The organism is Variovorax fucosicus (assembly GCF_030316825.1).
Lineage (GTDB): Bacteria > Pseudomonadota > Gammaproteobacteria > Burkholderiales > Burkholderiaceae_C > Variovorax > Variovorax fucosicus.
Window position 1 is genome coordinate 501,712 of record NZ_JASZYU010000004.1, and the last position, 15,876, is coordinate 517,587.

17 protein-coding genes are annotated in these 15,876 nt (G+C 67.1%); 10 read left to right on the forward strand and 7 right to left on the reverse strand.

Translation table 11 applies throughout. The features are described 5' to 3' along the window. The first annotated feature begins 8 nt into the window (after positions 1-8). Genes QTI05_RS24610 through QTI05_RS24630 form a run of 5 tightly spaced genes read left to right on the forward strand, consistent with a single transcriptional unit; the run spans position 9 to position 5,670 of the window. Positions 9-938, forward strand: coding sequence for an SMP-30/gluconolactonase/LRE family protein (locus QTI05_RS24610; protein ID WP_286620996.1), 930 nt, complete (start codon positions 9-11; stop codon positions 936-938). After that, positions 935-1,864, forward strand: a complete 930-nt coding sequence (locus tag QTI05_RS24615) for a YncE family protein (RefSeq protein WP_286620998.1) — start codon at positions 935-937, stop codon at positions 1,862-1,864. Before QTI05_RS24610 ends, QTI05_RS24615 begins: the two co-directional genes overlap by 4 nt. Beyond that, a complete protein-coding gene (locus tag QTI05_RS24620; RefSeq protein WP_286621000.1) occupies positions 1,846-3,405 on the forward strand; it encodes a sugar ABC transporter ATP-binding protein in 1,560 nt (519 codons plus the stop codon). Before QTI05_RS24615 ends, QTI05_RS24620 begins: the two co-directional genes overlap by 19 nt. After that, the gene (locus QTI05_RS24625; protein WP_286621001.1) at positions 3,402-4,496 is read left to right on the forward strand and encodes an ABC transporter permease; all 1,095 of its coding nucleotides are present in this window, start codon (positions 3,402-3,404) and stop codon (positions 4,494-4,496) included. Before QTI05_RS24620 ends, QTI05_RS24625 begins: the two co-directional genes overlap by 4 nt. A 40-nt stretch (positions 4,497-4,536) precedes the next feature. Continuing rightward, entirely contained in the window at positions 4,537-5,670 is a 1,134-nt protein-coding gene (locus QTI05_RS24630) for a substrate-binding domain-containing protein (RefSeq protein WP_286621003.1), read from the forward strand. Positions 5,671-5,682: 12 nt separating this feature from the next. On the opposite strand, the gene hslO is transcribed toward QTI05_RS24630, so the two are convergent. Together hslO and QTI05_RS24640 are read right to left on the reverse strand one after the other, a co-directional pair. After that, entirely contained in the window at positions 5,683-6,672 is a 990-nt protein-coding gene (hslO, locus tag QTI05_RS24635) for an Hsp33 family molecular chaperone HslO (protein ID WP_286621005.1), read from the reverse strand. 28 nt (positions 6,673-6,700) lie between these two features. Next, on the reverse strand, positions 6,701-7,225 hold the full coding sequence (locus tag QTI05_RS24640) for a gamma carbonic anhydrase family protein (RefSeq protein ID WP_286621007.1): 525 nt from the start codon (positions 7,223-7,225) through the stop codon (positions 6,701-6,703). Positions 7,226-7,265: 40 nt separating this feature from the next. On the opposite strand from QTI05_RS24640, the gene QTI05_RS24645 reads away from it, so the two are divergent. After that, positions 7,266-8,072 carry a ferritin-like domain-containing protein gene (locus tag QTI05_RS24645; protein ID WP_286621009.1) on the forward strand — a complete coding sequence of 269 codons (807 nt, stop codon included), beginning with the start codon at positions 7,266-7,268 and terminating at the stop codon, positions 8,070-8,072. Here QTI05_RS24645 and QTI05_RS24650 read toward each other — a convergent pair. From QTI05_RS24650 to QTI05_RS24660, 3 genes are all read right to left on the reverse strand, one after another. Further along, the gene (locus tag QTI05_RS24650; RefSeq protein WP_286621010.1) at positions 8,069-8,533 is read right to left on the reverse strand and encodes a MaoC family dehydratase; all 465 of its coding nucleotides are present in this window, start codon (positions 8,531-8,533) and stop codon (positions 8,069-8,071) included. The genes QTI05_RS24645 and QTI05_RS24650 overlap by 4 nt on opposite strands. Positions 8,534-8,563: 30 nt before the next feature. Further along, positions 8,564-9,469: a site-specific tyrosine recombinase XerD gene (gene xerD / locus QTI05_RS24655; protein WP_286621011.1), complete on the reverse strand. Its 906-nt coding sequence runs from the start codon at positions 9,467-9,469 to the stop codon at positions 8,564-8,566. Positions 9,470-9,535: 66 nt separating this feature from the next. Then, entirely contained in the window at positions 9,536-10,519 is a 984-nt protein-coding gene (locus QTI05_RS24660; protein WP_286621137.1) for a tripartite tricarboxylate transporter substrate binding protein BugE, read from the reverse strand. Between the two features lie 104 nt (positions 10,520-10,623). Between QTI05_RS24660 and QTI05_RS24665 the strand changes: the two genes are divergently transcribed. After that, complete coding sequence (locus QTI05_RS24665) at positions 10,624-11,541, forward strand: AEC family transporter (RefSeq protein ID WP_286621012.1); 918 nt, start codon at positions 10,624-10,626, stop codon at positions 11,539-11,541. A 511-nt stretch (positions 11,542-12,052) separates the two neighbouring features. Here QTI05_RS24665 and queG read toward each other — a convergent pair. Beyond that, on the reverse strand, positions 12,053-13,135 hold the full coding sequence (gene queG, locus QTI05_RS24670; RefSeq protein ID WP_286621014.1) for a tRNA epoxyqueuosine(34) reductase QueG: 1,083 nt from the start codon (positions 13,133-13,135) through the stop codon (positions 12,053-12,055). On the opposite strand from queG, the gene tsaE reads away from it, so the two are divergent. The 3 genes from tsaE (at position 13,121) to QTI05_RS24685 (ending at position 15,547) form a co-directional block, all read left to right on the forward strand. Next, on the forward strand, positions 13,121-13,621 hold the full coding sequence (gene tsaE / locus QTI05_RS24675) for a tRNA (adenosine(37)-N6)-threonylcarbamoyltransferase complex ATPase subunit type 1 TsaE (protein WP_286547166.1): 501 nt from the start codon (positions 13,121-13,123) through the stop codon (positions 13,619-13,621). The genes queG and tsaE overlap by 15 nt on opposite strands. Further along, positions 13,618-15,135: an N-acetylmuramoyl-L-alanine amidase gene (locus QTI05_RS24680; protein ID WP_286621016.1), complete on the forward strand. Its 1,518-nt coding sequence runs from the start codon at positions 13,618-13,620 to the stop codon at positions 15,133-15,135. Before tsaE ends, QTI05_RS24680 begins: the two co-directional genes overlap by 4 nt. A 121-nt stretch (positions 15,136-15,256) precedes the next feature. Further along, on the forward strand, positions 15,257-15,547 hold the full coding sequence (locus QTI05_RS24685; protein WP_286621017.1) for a YMGG-like glycine zipper-containing protein: 291 nt from the start codon (positions 15,257-15,259) through the stop codon (positions 15,545-15,547). Positions 15,548-15,630: 83 nt separating this feature from the next. Here QTI05_RS24685 and QTI05_RS24690 read toward each other — a convergent pair whose 3' ends face one another. Further along, positions 15,631-15,819 carry a hypothetical protein gene (locus tag QTI05_RS24690; RefSeq protein ID WP_286547172.1) on the reverse strand — a complete coding sequence of 63 codons (189 nt, stop codon included), beginning with the start codon at positions 15,817-15,819 and terminating at the stop codon, positions 15,631-15,633. Positions 15,820-15,876: the final 57 nt, after the last annotated feature.

A 15,876-nucleotide genomic window follows, 5' to 3' on the forward strand; every position in this document is an offset into this window, starting at 1 on the left:
CGAACGCCATGGACACCCGCATCGACATCTTCGACGCGCGTCTGCGCCCGGTCGTCGAAGGCGCACGCCTCGAGAAGCTGTGCACCGGCGCCCAATGGGGCGAAGGCCCGGTCTGGATGCACGAGGAAGACGCTGTGCTGTGGAGCGACATCCCGAACAACCGGATGCTGCGCTGGTCCGCGGCAGCGGGCATGACCGTGTGGCGCAATGGCGTGGAGTTCACCAACGGCCACGCACGCGACCTCAATGGCGATCTACTCCACTGCTCGCACGGGCTGCGCGCGATCATGCGCACGCGAGTGTCGGCCGGCGGCGTGCTCGCCGACACGCCCGACGAGATCGTGGTCGACCGCCACTTCGGCAAGCGCCTCAACTCGCCCAACGACATCGTCGTGAAGCGCGACGGCACGATCTGGTTCACCGACCCGCCCTACGGCATTGCCAGCGACCGCGAGGGCCATCGCGCCGAGCGCGAGCAGGCCGCCAACTTCGTGTTCCGTTTCGATCCGGCGAGCGGCCGCCTCGACGCCATGACCGACGCGGTGCAGGAGCCCAACGGCCTCGCGTTCTCGCCCGACGAAGCACTGCTCTATGTGAGCGACACCTCGGCCGCGATGCGCAACGACGGCGGCGGACGCCACCACCTGATGGTGTTCGACGTGCGCGGCTGCGCCCTTGCCAACCCCCGCGTGTTCGCCGAGGTGAACCCCGGCCTGCCCGACGGCTTTCGCATCGACGTGCAGGGGTGGCTCTATACCAGCAGCCTCGACAGCGTTCAGGTGTACCACCCCGACGGCAGCCTGCTCGGCAAGATCCACGTGCCGGAAAAGGTGGGCAACCTCAGCTTCGGCGGCACGCGACGCAACCAGCTCTACATCGCGGCGAGCACCTCGCTCTACCGCATCACTCTTGATACCGAAGGAATCCAGCGTCCATGACACAAGAAATACTGCTTCTGGTCGAGAAGTGCAGCCATTGCTTCAGCTACTACGACATCGAAAGCGGCCAGCGTCTGCACAGCGTCGCGCTGGGAGAGTTTCCGCACGAATTCGTGGTGGACGCGGCCAAGCGTTACGCCTACGTTGGCCACTACGGCGTCGAGACATCGGGCCACCTGGGGCACGGCGGCACGCGCATCTTCCAGATCGACATTGCGGCACGCAAGCTCGCGCGCACGATCGACATCGCACCCTTCAACCGGCTGCACGGCATGCAGATGGACGAACGGGGCCGCCTCTACGTGCTGAGCGAAGACCGCGCGCAACTGGCGGTGCTGGACCACCCCGAGACCGACACTGCGCCGCGACGCGCGGTGCCGACGGGCGGGATCAAGAGCCATCTGTTCGCGCTGACCCGCGACGGGCAGACGGCCTACGTGACCAACCTGCTCTCGCACACCGTGACCAGGATCCGGCCGCACGACGCCACGGTGGCGCCGGTACCCTGCTCGCCCGGCGAAAAGCCCGAGGGCTATGCGCTTTCGGCCGACGAGAAGACGCTCTACGTCGCCAACCGGTGGAGCAACACGCTCGCGGCGATCGACACCGCCACCATGAAGGTGGTGCGCCAGGCGCCCTCGCGCGACGATGCGACGCGCCTGTACCTCTACCGCGACGGGCGCCTGCTGGTCACCAACTATGGCGCGCGCAGCCTGTCGGTGGTCGACCCGGTGAGCTTGAAGGAACTGGCACACATCCCGATGGAAGCCCGCGCGATCGCGCTGAGCTTCCACCCGAGCCGGCCGCTCGCGTTCGTGAGCCAGGACAACGACCGGCTCGGCTACTTCAACATGGAAACGCTGGCTTTCGAGCGCTTCATCGCCACGCAGCGCGAGCCGGATGTGTCATGCGCGGTGATCCTGTGAACGGCCCGGCCGCCGCTGCGCGCGTGCTGCGCATCGAGGCGCTCAGCAAGCGCTTCGGCGGCACGCAGGCCGTCGACGATGTCTCGCTCGACCTGCACGCCGGCGAGATCCTCGCGCTGCTGGGCGAGAACGGCGCCGGCAAGTCGACCCTGATCAAGATCCTGGCGGGGGTCTACAGCCAGGACAGCGGCAGCGTCTCGCTGCAGGGCCGCCCTGAAGCCGAATGGCGCGCCGCACCTCGCCAGGCACAGGGCATGGCCTTCATCCATCAGGATCTCGGCCTCGTCGAATGGATGACCGTGGCCGAGAACGTGGCGCTCGGCATGGGCTTTCCGCGCCGGCTGGGGCTGGTCGACTGGAAGCAGGTCGAGCGCAATGCACGCCGGGTGCTGGGGCATGTCGGCTGCGACATCGATCCGCGGCGCCGCGTCTTCACCCTGACGCGCGCCGAGAAATCGCTGCTCGCGATCGGTCGTGCGCTCGACGCCGATGCCCGGGTGCTGGTGCTCGACGAGCCCACCGCCAGTCTGCCGATGGCCGACGTGCAGCGCATGTTCGCGCTGCTGCGGCAGCTGCGCGCACGGGGCATCGCGATGATCTATGTGTCGCACCGGCTCGACGAGATCATGGACATCTCCGACCGGGCCGCGGTCATGCGCGACGGCAAGCTGGTCGGCACCCGTGTCACGTCGCAGGCGAGCGCGGCGGAGCTGGTCGAGCTGATCGTCGGCAGCAAGTTCGATGCATCGCTGCCCAAGGCCCGTGGCGACGGCACGCAGACCGTACTGGCGCTCGACGCGGCCTACTCCGCCAACGCGGGTCCGGTCACGCTGCAGGCGCGCGGTGGCGAAGTGCTGGGCCTGATCGGGCTGCGCGGGGCCGGGCACGAGGCGATCGGCCGCATGCTGTTCGGCCTCTCCGCGCTGGAGCGCGGCCGCATCCTGCTCGGCGGCCGCCAGGTCGCACCGCGCAGCCCGGCGCAGGCCATCGCGCTCGGCATCGGGCTGGTGGCGGCCGACCGGCTCGAAGAGAACCTCGGCGGCAGCCTCAGCGTGCAGGAGAACCTGTTTCCCAACCCCGCCCTGACGCTCGGCACCCTGGCAACGCGCCTCGCGCCGCGCGACGAAGCGCAGGAGGCGCTGCGCCTGATCCGCCAGTTCGACGTGAATCCCCCTGCCCCGCAGGCCGAGGTGCAGAACCTCAGCGGCGGCAACCAGCAGAAGGTGGTGCTCGCACGCTGGATGAACCTGAAGCTGCCGCTGCTGATCCTGGAAGAGCCGACCGCGGGCGTCGACGTCGGCGCCAAGCGCCAGATCTACGAAATCCTGCGCCAGCAGGCCGATGCCGGCGTCTGCGTGCTGGTGATCTCCACCGACTTCGAGGAAGTCGCCAACGTGTGCACGCGCGCGCTGGTGTTCCGCGACGGCACGCCCGCCTGCGAACTCTCGGGCGACGCGCTAACGGTCGCCGGCCTGCTGGTGGCCGCGGCAGGCGGCGACAGGCAGGAACAACAACCCACAACGACAGAGACAACATCATGACCACTTCCATCAGGGCCACCGCGCTCGAACCCGATCCGTCCTTCGACGCCAAAGTCTCGGGCCTGCTCGGCCGCATCAGCCGGCGCACGCCGGTGTACGGCCTGCCGGTGCTGATGCTCGGCTTGATCGTGCTGTTCTCGATCCTGCTGCCGCAGAGCTTTCCGACGCTGTTCAACCTGCGCTCGATCCTCAGCGACAAGTCGGTGATCGCGCTGCTTGCGCTCGCGGCCACCATTCCGATGATGACCGGCAAGATCGACCTCACGGTCGGCTACGGCATCGTGCTGTGGCACATCCTTGCAATCAGCCTGCAGACCCAGTTCGGACTGTCGTGGCCCGCGGCGGTCGCCGTGGTGCTGCTGTGCGGCGCACTGTTCGGCGTGCTCAACGGCGTGCTGGTGGAGCAGGCTCAGATCGACTCCTTCATTGCCACGCTCGGCACCGGCACGGTGCTCTACGCCATTGCGATGTGGCACAGCGGCGGGCGGCAGGTCATCGGCAGCCTGCCGGATGGCTTCGTCAACATCGCCAGCGCCGAACTGCTGGGCCTGCCGGTGACTGCGTTCTATGTGGTGGCCGTGGCGGTCGTGCTGTGGCTGGTGAGCGAGCACACGCCGATCGGCCGTGCGCTTTATGTGATCGGCTCCAACCCCAAGGCGGCCGTGCTCAACGGCATTCCGCTGCAGAAGTGCGTGATGGGCGCCTTCGTCGCCTCGGGCACCTTGTCGGCCTTTGCCGGCGTGGTGCTGGCCTCTCGCCTGCAGATCGGCCAGGCCGGCGTCGGGCTCGAGTTCCTGCTGCCGGCGCTGGTCGGTGCCTTCCTCGGCTCCACCACCATCCGGCCCGGGCGCGTGAACGTCTGGGGCACACTGGTCGGCGTGGCGATCCTGGCGGTGGGCATCTCGGGCATCCAGCAGTTCGGCGGTGCGTTCTTCGTCGAGCCACTCTTCAACGGCGTCACGCTGCTGGTGTCGATCGGCATCGCGGGCTACGCGCAGCGCAAGCGCGGCCAGTCGATCAAGCGGCGCATCGCCGACCAGCAGATCGCATCGCATCCGGCCGGCGCGCCGAAGCTGCCCGCGGGATCTTGAGTTTCTTTTGCCCCCAACCCACCACAACCAGGAGACAACCATGAAGACATCTTTTCCGACTTTTCCGACATCGATCCGCCGGGCACGCCGCACGGCGCTCGCCGGCGTTCTGGCCGCGGGCCTCGCGGCGCTGGCCGGCCACGCCATGGCCGACGATTTTCTCGACCTGGCAAAGCAGAAGGTCGCTGCCGCGACGGCAACGAAGAACAAGTGGGACGGCCCCACCACCGGCCCCAAGGCACCGGCCGGCAAGACCATCGTGTTCGTCGCCTCGGACATGCGCAACGGCGGCGTGCTCGGCGTCTCCAAGGGCGTGGAAGAAGCTGCCCGAACCCTCGGCTGGACGGTGCGCGTGCTCGATGGCCAGGGCACCGTGCAGGGCCGCACCTCGGCCTTCAACCAGGCGATGGCGCTCAAGCCGGCCGGCATCCTGCTCGGCGGCTTCGACGCCAGGGAGCAAGCCACCAGCGTGAAGAAGGCCAACGAGGCCAAGGTGCCCGTCGTCGGCTGGCACGCCGCAAAGGAAGCCGGCGCGGTCGACGGCATGTTCTTCAACGTGACGACCAGCGCGCAGGACGTGGCCGAGATCGCGGCGCTCTACGCGGTCGCGAAATCCGATGGAAAGGCCGGCGTGGTGGTGTTCACCGATTCGGCCTACGCGGTGGCGATTGCCAAGTCGAACGCCATGGCCAATGTCATCAGAAAGTGCGGCGGCTGCAGCCTGCTGGGCGTCGAAGACACGCCGCTGGCCGACACCTCCACCCGCATGCCGCAACTGACGACCTCGCTGCTCCAGCGCCATGGCGCCAAGTGGAGTTATTCGCTCGGCATCAACGACCTGTACTTCGACTTCATGGGCCCCACCCTGCAATCGGCCGGCGGCAGCGCGAAGGGTCTGCAGAATCTCTCGGGCGGGGATGGTTCGGAGTCGGCTTATCAGCGCATCCGCAACCAGCGCTTCCAGGCCGGCACTGTGCCCGAGCCGCTCAATCTGCACGGCTGGCAGATGGTCGACGAGATCAACCGTGCGCTCGCCAGCCAGCCGCCCAGCGGCTACTCGACGCCAGTGCACCTGGTGACCGCCGAAAACATCGGCAACGATGGCGGGCCGAAGAACAGTTTCGATCCCGACAACGGCTACCGAAACGCGTACCGGGCGATCTGGGGCCGCTGATCCGGATCGGGCCTACTGAACGATGGTCGTCCCGGGCGGCCGATCACCGGGGGCCTTGAAGATCTGCGCGGCATCGACCGCATCGAAGCGGTACTGCTTGCCGCAGAAATCGCAACCCACCTCGATGTCGCCGCGCTCCGCCAGGATCTCCTCGGCTTCTTCCTCGCCGAGGCCGCGGATCATGCCGGCCACGCGTTCCCGGCTGCAGGTGCAGGCGAAGTGTGGACCGTGTGCGCCGGCTTGCGGCTCGAAGCGCAGCACCTTCTCTTCCCAGAACAGGCGGTGCAGGATGGTGTCGATGTCGAGCGTCAGCAGCTCGTCGCGCGTCAGGCTCGATGCCAGGATCGAGATGCGGTTGTAGTCCTCGTTGCGGCCGATTTGATCTTCATTGGTTTCGGCCGCGCTGCTGCCCGAAAGATTGGCCTCGCCCTTCACCGGCAGGCGCTGGATCAGCAGGCCGGCCGCCACCGTGTCGTCGGCCGCGAGCACCAGCGTGGTGTCGAGCTGCTCGCTTTGAAGCATGTAGTGCTCGAGCACGTCGCTGAGTTTGCCGAGCTTCTCGAACTGGTCGCCGAACAACGGCACCACGCCCTGGTAGGGCTGCTGGCCCGGCACCTTGTCCTTGGGGTCGAGCGTGATGGCGCAACGGCCCTTGTTGTGCACGTTGACCATGTCGGGCAGCCCCGCGTCGGCGGCCACCTCGCCCACCACCTTGGCCGTGGCACGCAGGCTCAGGTCGGCCTGCACTTCCGCCACCGCCACCTTGACCGGCCCGTCGCCGAACACCTGCAGGATCAGCGCGCCGTTGTACTTGATGTTGGCCTGCATCAGCGCGGCCGCCGCGGTCATCTCGCCGAGCAGCTCGACCACTGGTGGCGGATAGGCGCCAGTGGCCGTGTTGGCAGCGCGCCGCGCCAGGATTTCCGTCCACGGCTGGGTCAGGCGCACGATCATCCCGCGCACCGGCAGGCCGTCGAACAGAAACTTGTGCAACTCGCTCAAAACATTCCTTTGATGATCTGTCGCCCGTTCAGGCGATTTTCCGGAGGCCCTTCGCAAAGCGGCGGCCGTTGTCCACATAGTGCTCGGCGCTCTGCCGGAGCTTGGCGGCGGCCGCATCGTCGAGCGTGCGCACCACCTTGGCGGGCGAACCGACGATGAGGGAGTTGTCGGGAAACTCCTTGCCCTCGGTCACCACGCTGCCGGCGCCAACGATGCAGTTGCGGCCGATCCTCGCGTTGTTCAAGACCACCGACTGAATGCCGATCAGCGAGTTGTCGCCCACCGTGCAGCCGTGCAGCATGACCTGGTGGCCGATGGTGACGTTTTCGCCGATGGTCAGCGGGCAACCGATGTCGGCGTGCAGGACCGACAAGTCCTGCACATTCGAATTGCGCCCGATGGTCAGCGTTTCGGTGTCGCCACGAAGCACCGCGCCGAACCACACGCTGGCGTTCTCGCCGAGGATCACGTTGCCCATCACCTCGGCGCTGTCGGCCACCCAGGTGTCCTTGCCGAGTTGCGGCGCCACGCCGTCGAGTTCATAAATCGCCATCGTCGCAGTCTCCAGCGGGGTCAAAACTAGAATTGTAGGGATGCATCACCGATTGAGCGCGCTGGCCGCGCTGCGCATCACAGACCCCGAGCAGAAAGTGGCGGCAACGCGCGCTGCTGCTGCCCAGGCTGCTATGACTTCCATAGCACCGGACGAACTGGATCGGGCTGCGGAAGACACCGGCGTGCCGGGCCGCCCGGAGCGCCCGATGCGCGTGGCCGCCACCGCCGTGCCGCAACGCTCGCCCTTCACCGACGAAGGCCGTGCGGCACTGATCCATTCGATTTGCCACATCGAGTTCAACGCGATCAACCTCGCGCTCGATGCGGTCTGGCGCTTTGGCGGCATGCCCGAGGCCTATTACCGTGACTGGTGGCGCGTGGCCGACGAAGAGGCGCAGCACTTCACGCTGCTGCACGCACACCTGCGCGCCATGGGCTGGCAGTACGGCGACTTTCCGGCCCACGACGGCCTGTGGACGATGTGCGAGAAGACCAAGCACGACGTGGTCGCGCGCATGGCACTGGTGCCGCGCACGCTGGAGGCGCGCGGGCTCGACGCCACGCCGCAGATCCAGGCCAAGCTGGCGCGCATCGGCACGCCCGATGCCGCCGCGGCCAGCGCGATCCTGGACATCATCCTGCGCGACGAAGTCGGCCATGTGGCCATCGGCAACCGCTGGTACCGCTGGCTCTGCGCGCGCGACGGGCTCGACCCGATCGCACACTACCGCACGCTGTTCAGAAGGCACGAAGCGCCGCGGCCGCGCGCGCCGTTCAATCTCGAGGCGCGCGCACGCGCCGGCTTCACCGACGAGGAACTGGCCGCGTTGTCGCAGTCCGGCTAAGGCCGCCGCATCACCACCAGCTTCGGCAGGAAGTGCTGCAGCACCTCGCCGCGCTGGTTGCGCGTTTCGCAGCGCATCTGCACCATGCCGCGATCGGGTTTGGAGCGCGACGGTGTGATCTCGACCACCTCGCTCTCGACGCGCAGCACATCGCCGGGCCGGGTCGGCTGCGGCCAGCTGATCTGGCCACCCGAACCGATGACGCCATTGGCCAGCGGAAGGCCGCTGTTCACCATTAGCCGCATCGTGATCGCGGCCGTGTGCCAGCCGCTCGCGGCGAGGCCGCCGAAAAAGGTGGCTTTGGCCGCCTCTTCGTCGGTGTGAAAGGGCTGCGGGTCGAACAGCACCGCAAAGGCCTTGATCTGCTCTGCGTCCAGTTCGTGGCCATCGCTCATGAAGCGGTCGCCGACGTTCAGGTCTTCGAGGTACAAGGCGCGTTTATCACTCGCTGGATGTGTCATGGATGCTCCTTGGCCGGCCTGGATGTTCGTTCAGCCGCGCGGGTGGTGCTGCGCGTGCAGCTGCTTGAGACGCTCTCGCGCCACATGGGTGTAGATCGTCGTGGTCGAGATGTCGGCATGGCCAAGCAGCAACTGCACCGCGCGCAGGTCGGCGCCGTGGTTGAGCAGGTGCGTGGCGAAGGCGTGGCGCAGCGTGTGCGGCGACAGCGGTGCATGGATGCCGGCGCGCAGCGCATGCTTCTTCACGATGATCCAGAACATCACGCGCGTCATGCCGGCACCGCGCGCCGTCACGAACAAGTCGGGCGTTTGCTGAGCGTCGAGGATCTCGGGCCGCGCGTCCTTCAGGTAGCGCTCGATCCAGCGCCGCGCCTCGCCGCCGAACGGCACCAGGCGCTCCTTGTTGCCCTTTCCGAGGATGCGCAGCACGCCGTCGTTCAGGCTCATGTCGAACACCTTGAGCGTGACCAGCTCACTCACGCGCAACCCGCTGGCGTACATCAGCTCGAGCATTGCGCGGTCGCGCAGGCCGAGCGGCGTGTCGACCTCGGGCGCGGCGAGCAGGTCTTCCACCTGCTGCTCCGACAGCGTCTTGGGCACCCGCATGGCCTGCCGCGCGGGGCTCAGCCGCAAAGTGGGGTCGGCGGCGATGCGGCGCTCGCGCACGGCCCAGCGAAAGTAGCGCTTGAACACCGTGAGCCGGCGGTTCGCCGACGTGGCCTTGCCCTTGTCGGCCAGGCGCGCGCCCATGTAGGCGTGCAAGTCGTGCTCCTGCGCGGCGTCGAGCGCGACGCCCCGCGCGACGAGCCAGCGCTCGAACAGCTCGAGGTCGCGCCGATAGGCCGCCAGGGTGTTGTTCGACAACCCGTGTTCGAGCCAGAGCGCATCGACGAACTCGTCGATCGCGGTGGATCCGGAAATGGAGGCAGCGGTCATCGGACCCAACCATACCCAAAAAAGAAAAGCCGCCTTGCGGCGGCTTCTCGGTGCGCAGGGGCCGGCTCAGTCCAGCTTGAGCTTCTGCTTGGCAACCACTTCCTTGTAGACCGCGAACTCGGCCTTGATCTGCGCGGCAAACTGCTCGGGCGTGTTGGCGATGATGATCGAGCCGGTGTCTTCGATCCGCTTCTTGACGGCCGGATCTTCCAACGATTTCTTGACGCCGTTGCTGATGGTGGTGACCACATCCTTGGGCAGGCCCTTGGGCCCGACGATGCCGTAGTAGGCCAGCCGGTTGACGGGCTCCAGGCCCAGTTCCTTGAAGGTCGGCACGTTCGGCAGATCCTTCAGCCGCGTCGGCGCGGACACGACGATCGCGACCAGCCGGCCGTTCTTGATGTACGGCAACGCAGACGGCAGGTTGTCGAAGATCATCGGCACCTGGCCAGCCACCGTATCGACCAGCGCCGGACCGGCGCCGCGGTACGGGATGTGCGTGATGAATGTGTTGGTCAGGCTCTTGTACAGCTCCATCTGCAGGTGGCCGATGCCGCCGGTGCCCGACGATGCGAACGAATACTTGCCGGGATTTTTCTTGATCTCGGCAATGAACTCCGCATAGTTCTTGGCCGGAAAGCTCGGGTGCACCGCAATCACGTTGGGCGTTGCCGCAATGTTGATGATCGGCGTGAAGTCGGTCAGCGGGTCGTACGGTGTCTTCGGGTTGATGGCCGGATTGGCCGCCGTGGTCGACACGGTTGCGACGCCGAGCTTGTAGCCGTCGGGGGTGGCGCGTGCCGTTTCAGCGGCGCCGACCGTGCCGCCGCCACCCGCCTTGTTGAGCACCACCACGCTCTGGCCCAGCACCTTGCCGAGCGGGTCGGCGATCACGCGCGCCACGATGTCGGTCGTGCCGCCCGCAGCGAACGGCACGCTCAGCTCGATCGGCTTGTTGGGGTAGCCCTGTGCCCAGCTCGAGCCTGCGACCCCGGTCAGTGCGACCAGCGCGGCGGCACCTGCGACCGCACTCCATCGACGACGTTGCATCATCAGCCAACTCCTTGTGTAGTAAGTCAAGAAACAAAAGCCCGCATGCTAGCGGGTCGAGCCCTGTCTCCGTGCTCTGGAATACCCACGGAACACCGCGGTTTATGCTCGAAGCGGTGAACTATGCGCAACTGCTCTTCCCCGATTTTTCCCTGATTGCCTGCGGCTGGCTGCTCTGCCGCTACTCGGCGCTCGACCGCCGCGTGTGGGATCAGGTCGAAAGCCTGGTCTACTATTTCCTGTTCCCGGTGCTGCTGTTCCACTCGATCGTGCGCAGCCCGCTCGACTTCGGCGCCACGTCGGGCATGCTCAGCGCCGGCGTGGGGATGAGCCTCTGCGGCATTGCGCTGGCCTACGCGTTGCCGCACCTGCCGTGGCTGCGCACGCACATCGACCGCAGCGACCACGCGGCCAGCGCGCAGGTGGGGTTTCGCTTCAACTCCTTCATCTGCCTGGCGCTGGCCGACCGGCTTGCCGGCGCGCAGGGGCTGCTGCTGATCGCGGTGCTGATCGGTGTTTGCGTGCCGCTGCTGAACGTCGCCGCCGTCTGGCCAATGGCGCGCCATGCGCAGAGCGACTTCGTGCGCCAGCTGGTGCGCAACCCGTTGATCATCGCCACCGCCTCGGGGCTGCTCGCCAACGTGCTTGGCTTCACCGTGCCGCCCTGGCTCGAACCGAGCCTGACGCGCATCGGCGCCGCATCGCTCGCGCTCGGCCTGATGGCAGCCGGCGCCGGCATGCAGTTTGCCTCTCTGGCGCGCGGCAAGGTGCTCGCGGTGTCGGTGCTGACCATCCGGCATCTGATCCTGCCCCTGGTGGCATTCGGCCTCGTGCGCTTGCTGCGGCTGGAGCCCACGCAGGCGACTGTGCTGATGGCCTTCTCGGCGGTGCCAACCGCGTCGAGCGCCTACGTGCTGGCCGCGCGCATGGGCTACAACGGGCCGTTCGTGGCGGGACTGGTGACCTTGTCGACGCTGCTTGGGATGCTGAGCTTGCCGTTTGCGCTGGGGGTGTTGAGGTAGGTTCTCTGTGAAGCGCGACGGCTGATGGTCGGGGGTGCGTCGGCGGGCGGTATGCGCTAGGGCGGCCGACGTCACCGGCCCTTCGGGCTGCCCTGCGCTGCTCGCGGCAGGCGGGGTCCGCGTGAACTCGCTTCGCTCAAACAGCACGCGGCCCTGATCCGCCTGCCGCTGTGCTGCTCGGCGGTGCCTCAACGGCCGCCCTAGCGCATACCACCCACCGACGTGGACACCCTGGGGGTTGCATCCGGAAGGGGAAGGCCAGACCGGCGAACCACCACCAAGCCCGGTGTGCGGTGCGGGCTGGCCGATCCCTTCTGCGCCGCCGAGGAGCGCAGCGTTTTGCGGATCAGGGCTCGCAGCTGTTTGAGCGAAGCGAGTTCTGCGAGACCCCGCAAAGCGCGAGCACCGCAGGGCAGCCGCGAAGCGGCCGGCGCAGCAGGGTCGGACAGCCCGTGCCGCTCACCGGGCGCTCTCACCAAAGGGCACCGCCCGCACCAGGCGCAACCAGCCGTCAGTCCGGCAGCGAAGCCTGTGCGAGTGCCCATTCCACATGCTCCCGCACCAATGCACTGGCATGTGAACGTCGCGCATCTAGCGCACCCACAAGCCCGGCGTCATCCGGCGCCACGCGCAGCGCATTGCCCAACCCGACAGCCACGTTCCGCAGCCACCGCTCGTGCCCGATGCGCCGGATCGGACTGCCCTCGGTCAGCCGCAGGAACTCGTCTTCGCTCCACGCGAACAGTTCCGTCAGATGCCTCCCCGTCAGACCTTCACGCGGATCGAAATCGGGCAACGCACTGCGTTGTGCGAACTTGTTCCAGGGGCAGATCAATTGGCAGTCGTCGCAGCCATAGATGCGATTGCCGATCAGCGCGCGCAACTCGACCGGAATCGGCCCCGCATGCTCGATCGTCAGGTACGAAATGCAACGCCGCGCGTCGAGCCGGTGCGGACTCAAGATCGCCTGCGTCGGACACACGTCGATGCAGGCGCTGCAACTGCCGCAATGCGGTGTCACAGGCTCGCTCACAGGCAGCGCCATGTCAACGTAGATCTCGCCCAGAAAAAACATCGAGCCCGCATCGCGGTCGAGCACCAGCGTGTGCTTGCCGCGCCAGCCCTGTCCGCTGCGCGAAGCCAGTTCCGCCTCGAGCACCGGGGCCGAATCGGTGAACACGCGATGGCCGAACGGCCCCACTTCCACGGCGATGCGATCGGCCAGCTTCTGCAGGCGCGAGCGCAGCACCTTGTGATAGTCCCTGCCCCGCGCGTAGAGCGAAACGATCGCTTCGCCCGGCCGGACGAGCCGGTCGAACTCGACAGCCTGCCAATCGTCCGGCGTGTCGCGCGGCAGGTAGTTCATGCGCGCGGTGATCACGCTCACCGTGCCCGGCACCAGTTCAGCCGGCCGCGCGCGCCGTGCGCCATGCGCGGCCATGTAGTGCATCTCGCCATGGAAACCCTGGGCGAGCCACGCCATCAAGCCCGGCTCGGCGCTCGACAGATCGATGCCTGTCACGCCGATTTGGGAGAATCCGAGTTCCCGGGCCAGTGCCTGAATACGAATGACGAGTGGATGGCTGCCGATCACCTGCCGATTGTAGAAACGCAAGACCTGCCTCGTGTCTGGCACAGCGAACAGGACACCGCGGCCTTTGCCGGTGCGCTCGCGCAAGTGCCCGCGCTGCGCGACGCCTTTGTCGAACTGCATGGCGACCTGGGTGCGGGCAAGACCACTTTCGTGCGTCACCTGCTGCGCGCCCTCGGCATTGCAGGGCGCATCAAAAGCCCGACCTACGCCGTGGTCGAGCCGCACGAGACGCCCGATGGCCTGGCGATTTTCCACTTCGACTTCTACCGCTTCAGCGATCCGCAGGAATGGGAAGATGCAGGCTTCCGTGACATTTTCGCGGGCCCGGGCCTCAAGCTGGCCGAATGGCCAGATAACGCTGCGGGCCGCACTCCACTTGCCGACCTCGCTATTAAAATAGAAGCAATGACCGATCAGTCCCGCACCGTTCATCTTCGTGCGAACACAGCGCGCGGCCGCCTCATGCTGGCCGCGCTCGACGCATGAGGCTCGAGCACCCCGCACGCCGCCGGCTGCTGAAAGCCGGCAGCCTGGTACTGCTGCTCGGCGTCCAGGAAATCGCACGCGGCGCCACCATCGTGGCGGTGCGCGTCTGGCCTGCGGCCGACTACACGCGCGTCACGATCGAATCCGATGGCCGCCTGCAAACGCAGCAGCTCGTGGTCGGCAGTCCGCCACGGCTCGCGGTTGACATCGAAGGCATCGAACTCAACCCCGCGCTGCGCGAGCTGGTCGGCAAGATCAAGCCCGGCGACCCGTACATCAATGGCCTGCGCGTCGGGCAGAACGCGCCGACCGTGGTGCGCATCGTGTTCGACCTGAAGCAGGCCGTGGTGCCGCAGGTGTTCTCGCTGGCGCCGGTAGCAGCCTATCGGCACCGGCTGGTGCTCGACCTGTATCCGCAGCAGGCGGTCGATCCGATGGAAGCCCTCATCGCCGAGCGCCTGCGCGATGCGCCCGCCTCCACCGCGAAAGGCAATGCCGACACCGGCGTCGCCGGCATTGCACCGCGCGAGCTGTCGCGCCCCGGCGAGGCTCAGAACGCAACACGCGCGGCGCCGTCCGCTGTCGATCCCCTCGGCGAGTTGATGGCGCAGCAGTCGATGCGGCCCGGGCCGGCACTCTCCCCGCCCAGCGCAGGGCCGGGTCGCAACAACTCGCCACCCACGCTGATCGCGCCACCAACGCTGCCCCCCGTGGTGGGCAACGCGCCGATGCGGCCGCAAACGCCGCCGGCCGCGCCTGCGGCCCCGAGCGTGGCCACCGCCAGCCGCACCGACCGCCTCATCATCGTGGCGCTCGACCCCGGCCACGGTGGTGAAGACCCGGGCGCCATCGGCCCCGCCGGCACGCGCGAAAAAGACATCGTGCTGCAGGTGGCGTACAAGCTTCGCGACCGCATCAACGCAAGCAGCATCGGCGGCAGCCCGATGCGTGCCTTTCTCACGCGTGACGCCGACTTCTTCGTGCCGCTTGGCGTGCGCGTGCAGAAGGCGCGCCGCGTGCAAGCCGACCTGTTCGTGAGCATTCATGCCGACGCGTTCACCACGCCGGCCGCGCGCGGCGCCAGCGTGTTTGCGTTGAGCCAGGGCGGCGCTTCGAGCAGCGCCGCACGCTGGCTGGCCAACAAGGAAAACGAAGCCGACAAAGTCGGCGGCATCAATGTCGGCAGCCACGAGATGCAGGTGCAGCGCGCGCTGCTCGACATGAGCACCACGGCGCAGATCAACGACAGCCTGAGGCTTGGCAGCGCGATGCTCGGCGAGATCCGCAACGTCGGGCGGCTCCACAAGGCCCAGGTCGAGCAGGCCGGCTTCGCGGTGCTGAAGGCGCCCGACATTCCGAGCGTGCTGGTCGAAACCGCATTCATCAGCAATCCCGAGGAAGAAGCCAACCTGCGCAGCGTCAGCTACCAGGACAACCTCGCCGATGCTCTCATGCGGGGCATTCATCGCTACTTTGCGCAGAATCCGCCGCTGGCGCGCAGCCGACAGCTGTAGACCGCACCAGCCCGCACACAGCCCGCGCCGTGTCGCGCAGCGACCCGCGGCAAATGCCTACAAGCGGGCGCCCCCGCCTTCGCAGAATGGTTTCATCCATTCAAAACGAAAGGTGGATCCCATGAAGACACGTCTCTGGATCACGGCAGCAGCCGCTACATCGGTCATTGCGCTGGCTGGCTGTGCCGCTGGCCCGAATCAACAGCTTGGCATCGGCGCTGGCGCTGTGGGTGGCGCACTGGTCGGAAACGCCATTGGTGGCAACACCGCCTCGACCGTCGGCGGCGCTGCCATCGGCGGGTTGATCGGCAACGAAGTTGGCCGCAATGCCGACCAGCGCAACTACGACAACAGTCGCCGCGGCTACTACCCGAACAACGGTTACTACCCTAACAACGGCCCGCGCTATTGAGTTTTCAGGAGCCGTTCGGGCTCCTGGAAAGAAAAAGGCGTGTCATCGACACGCCTTTTTTTGTTGAAGAGGATGCTTGCAGCTCAGGCGGAAGGCCGCGCCGCAGCCGCAGCCATGGCCAGAAAGGTTTGCGTCATCGCCATCGCGCGCGTCGACCACCGGTGGTTGGACGGATGGTCGTCTTCCGGCACTGGCAGCGGCAGGCGAATGGCAGAGCCGATGTGCTCGAGCAGATCGGCGTATTCGGCGCTGTCGGTATGGGGTGATTGCATGGTGTCGATGCTACGCACTGGAAGCCGGCGCGCAACTGGCCGCACGGCATAGGAAGT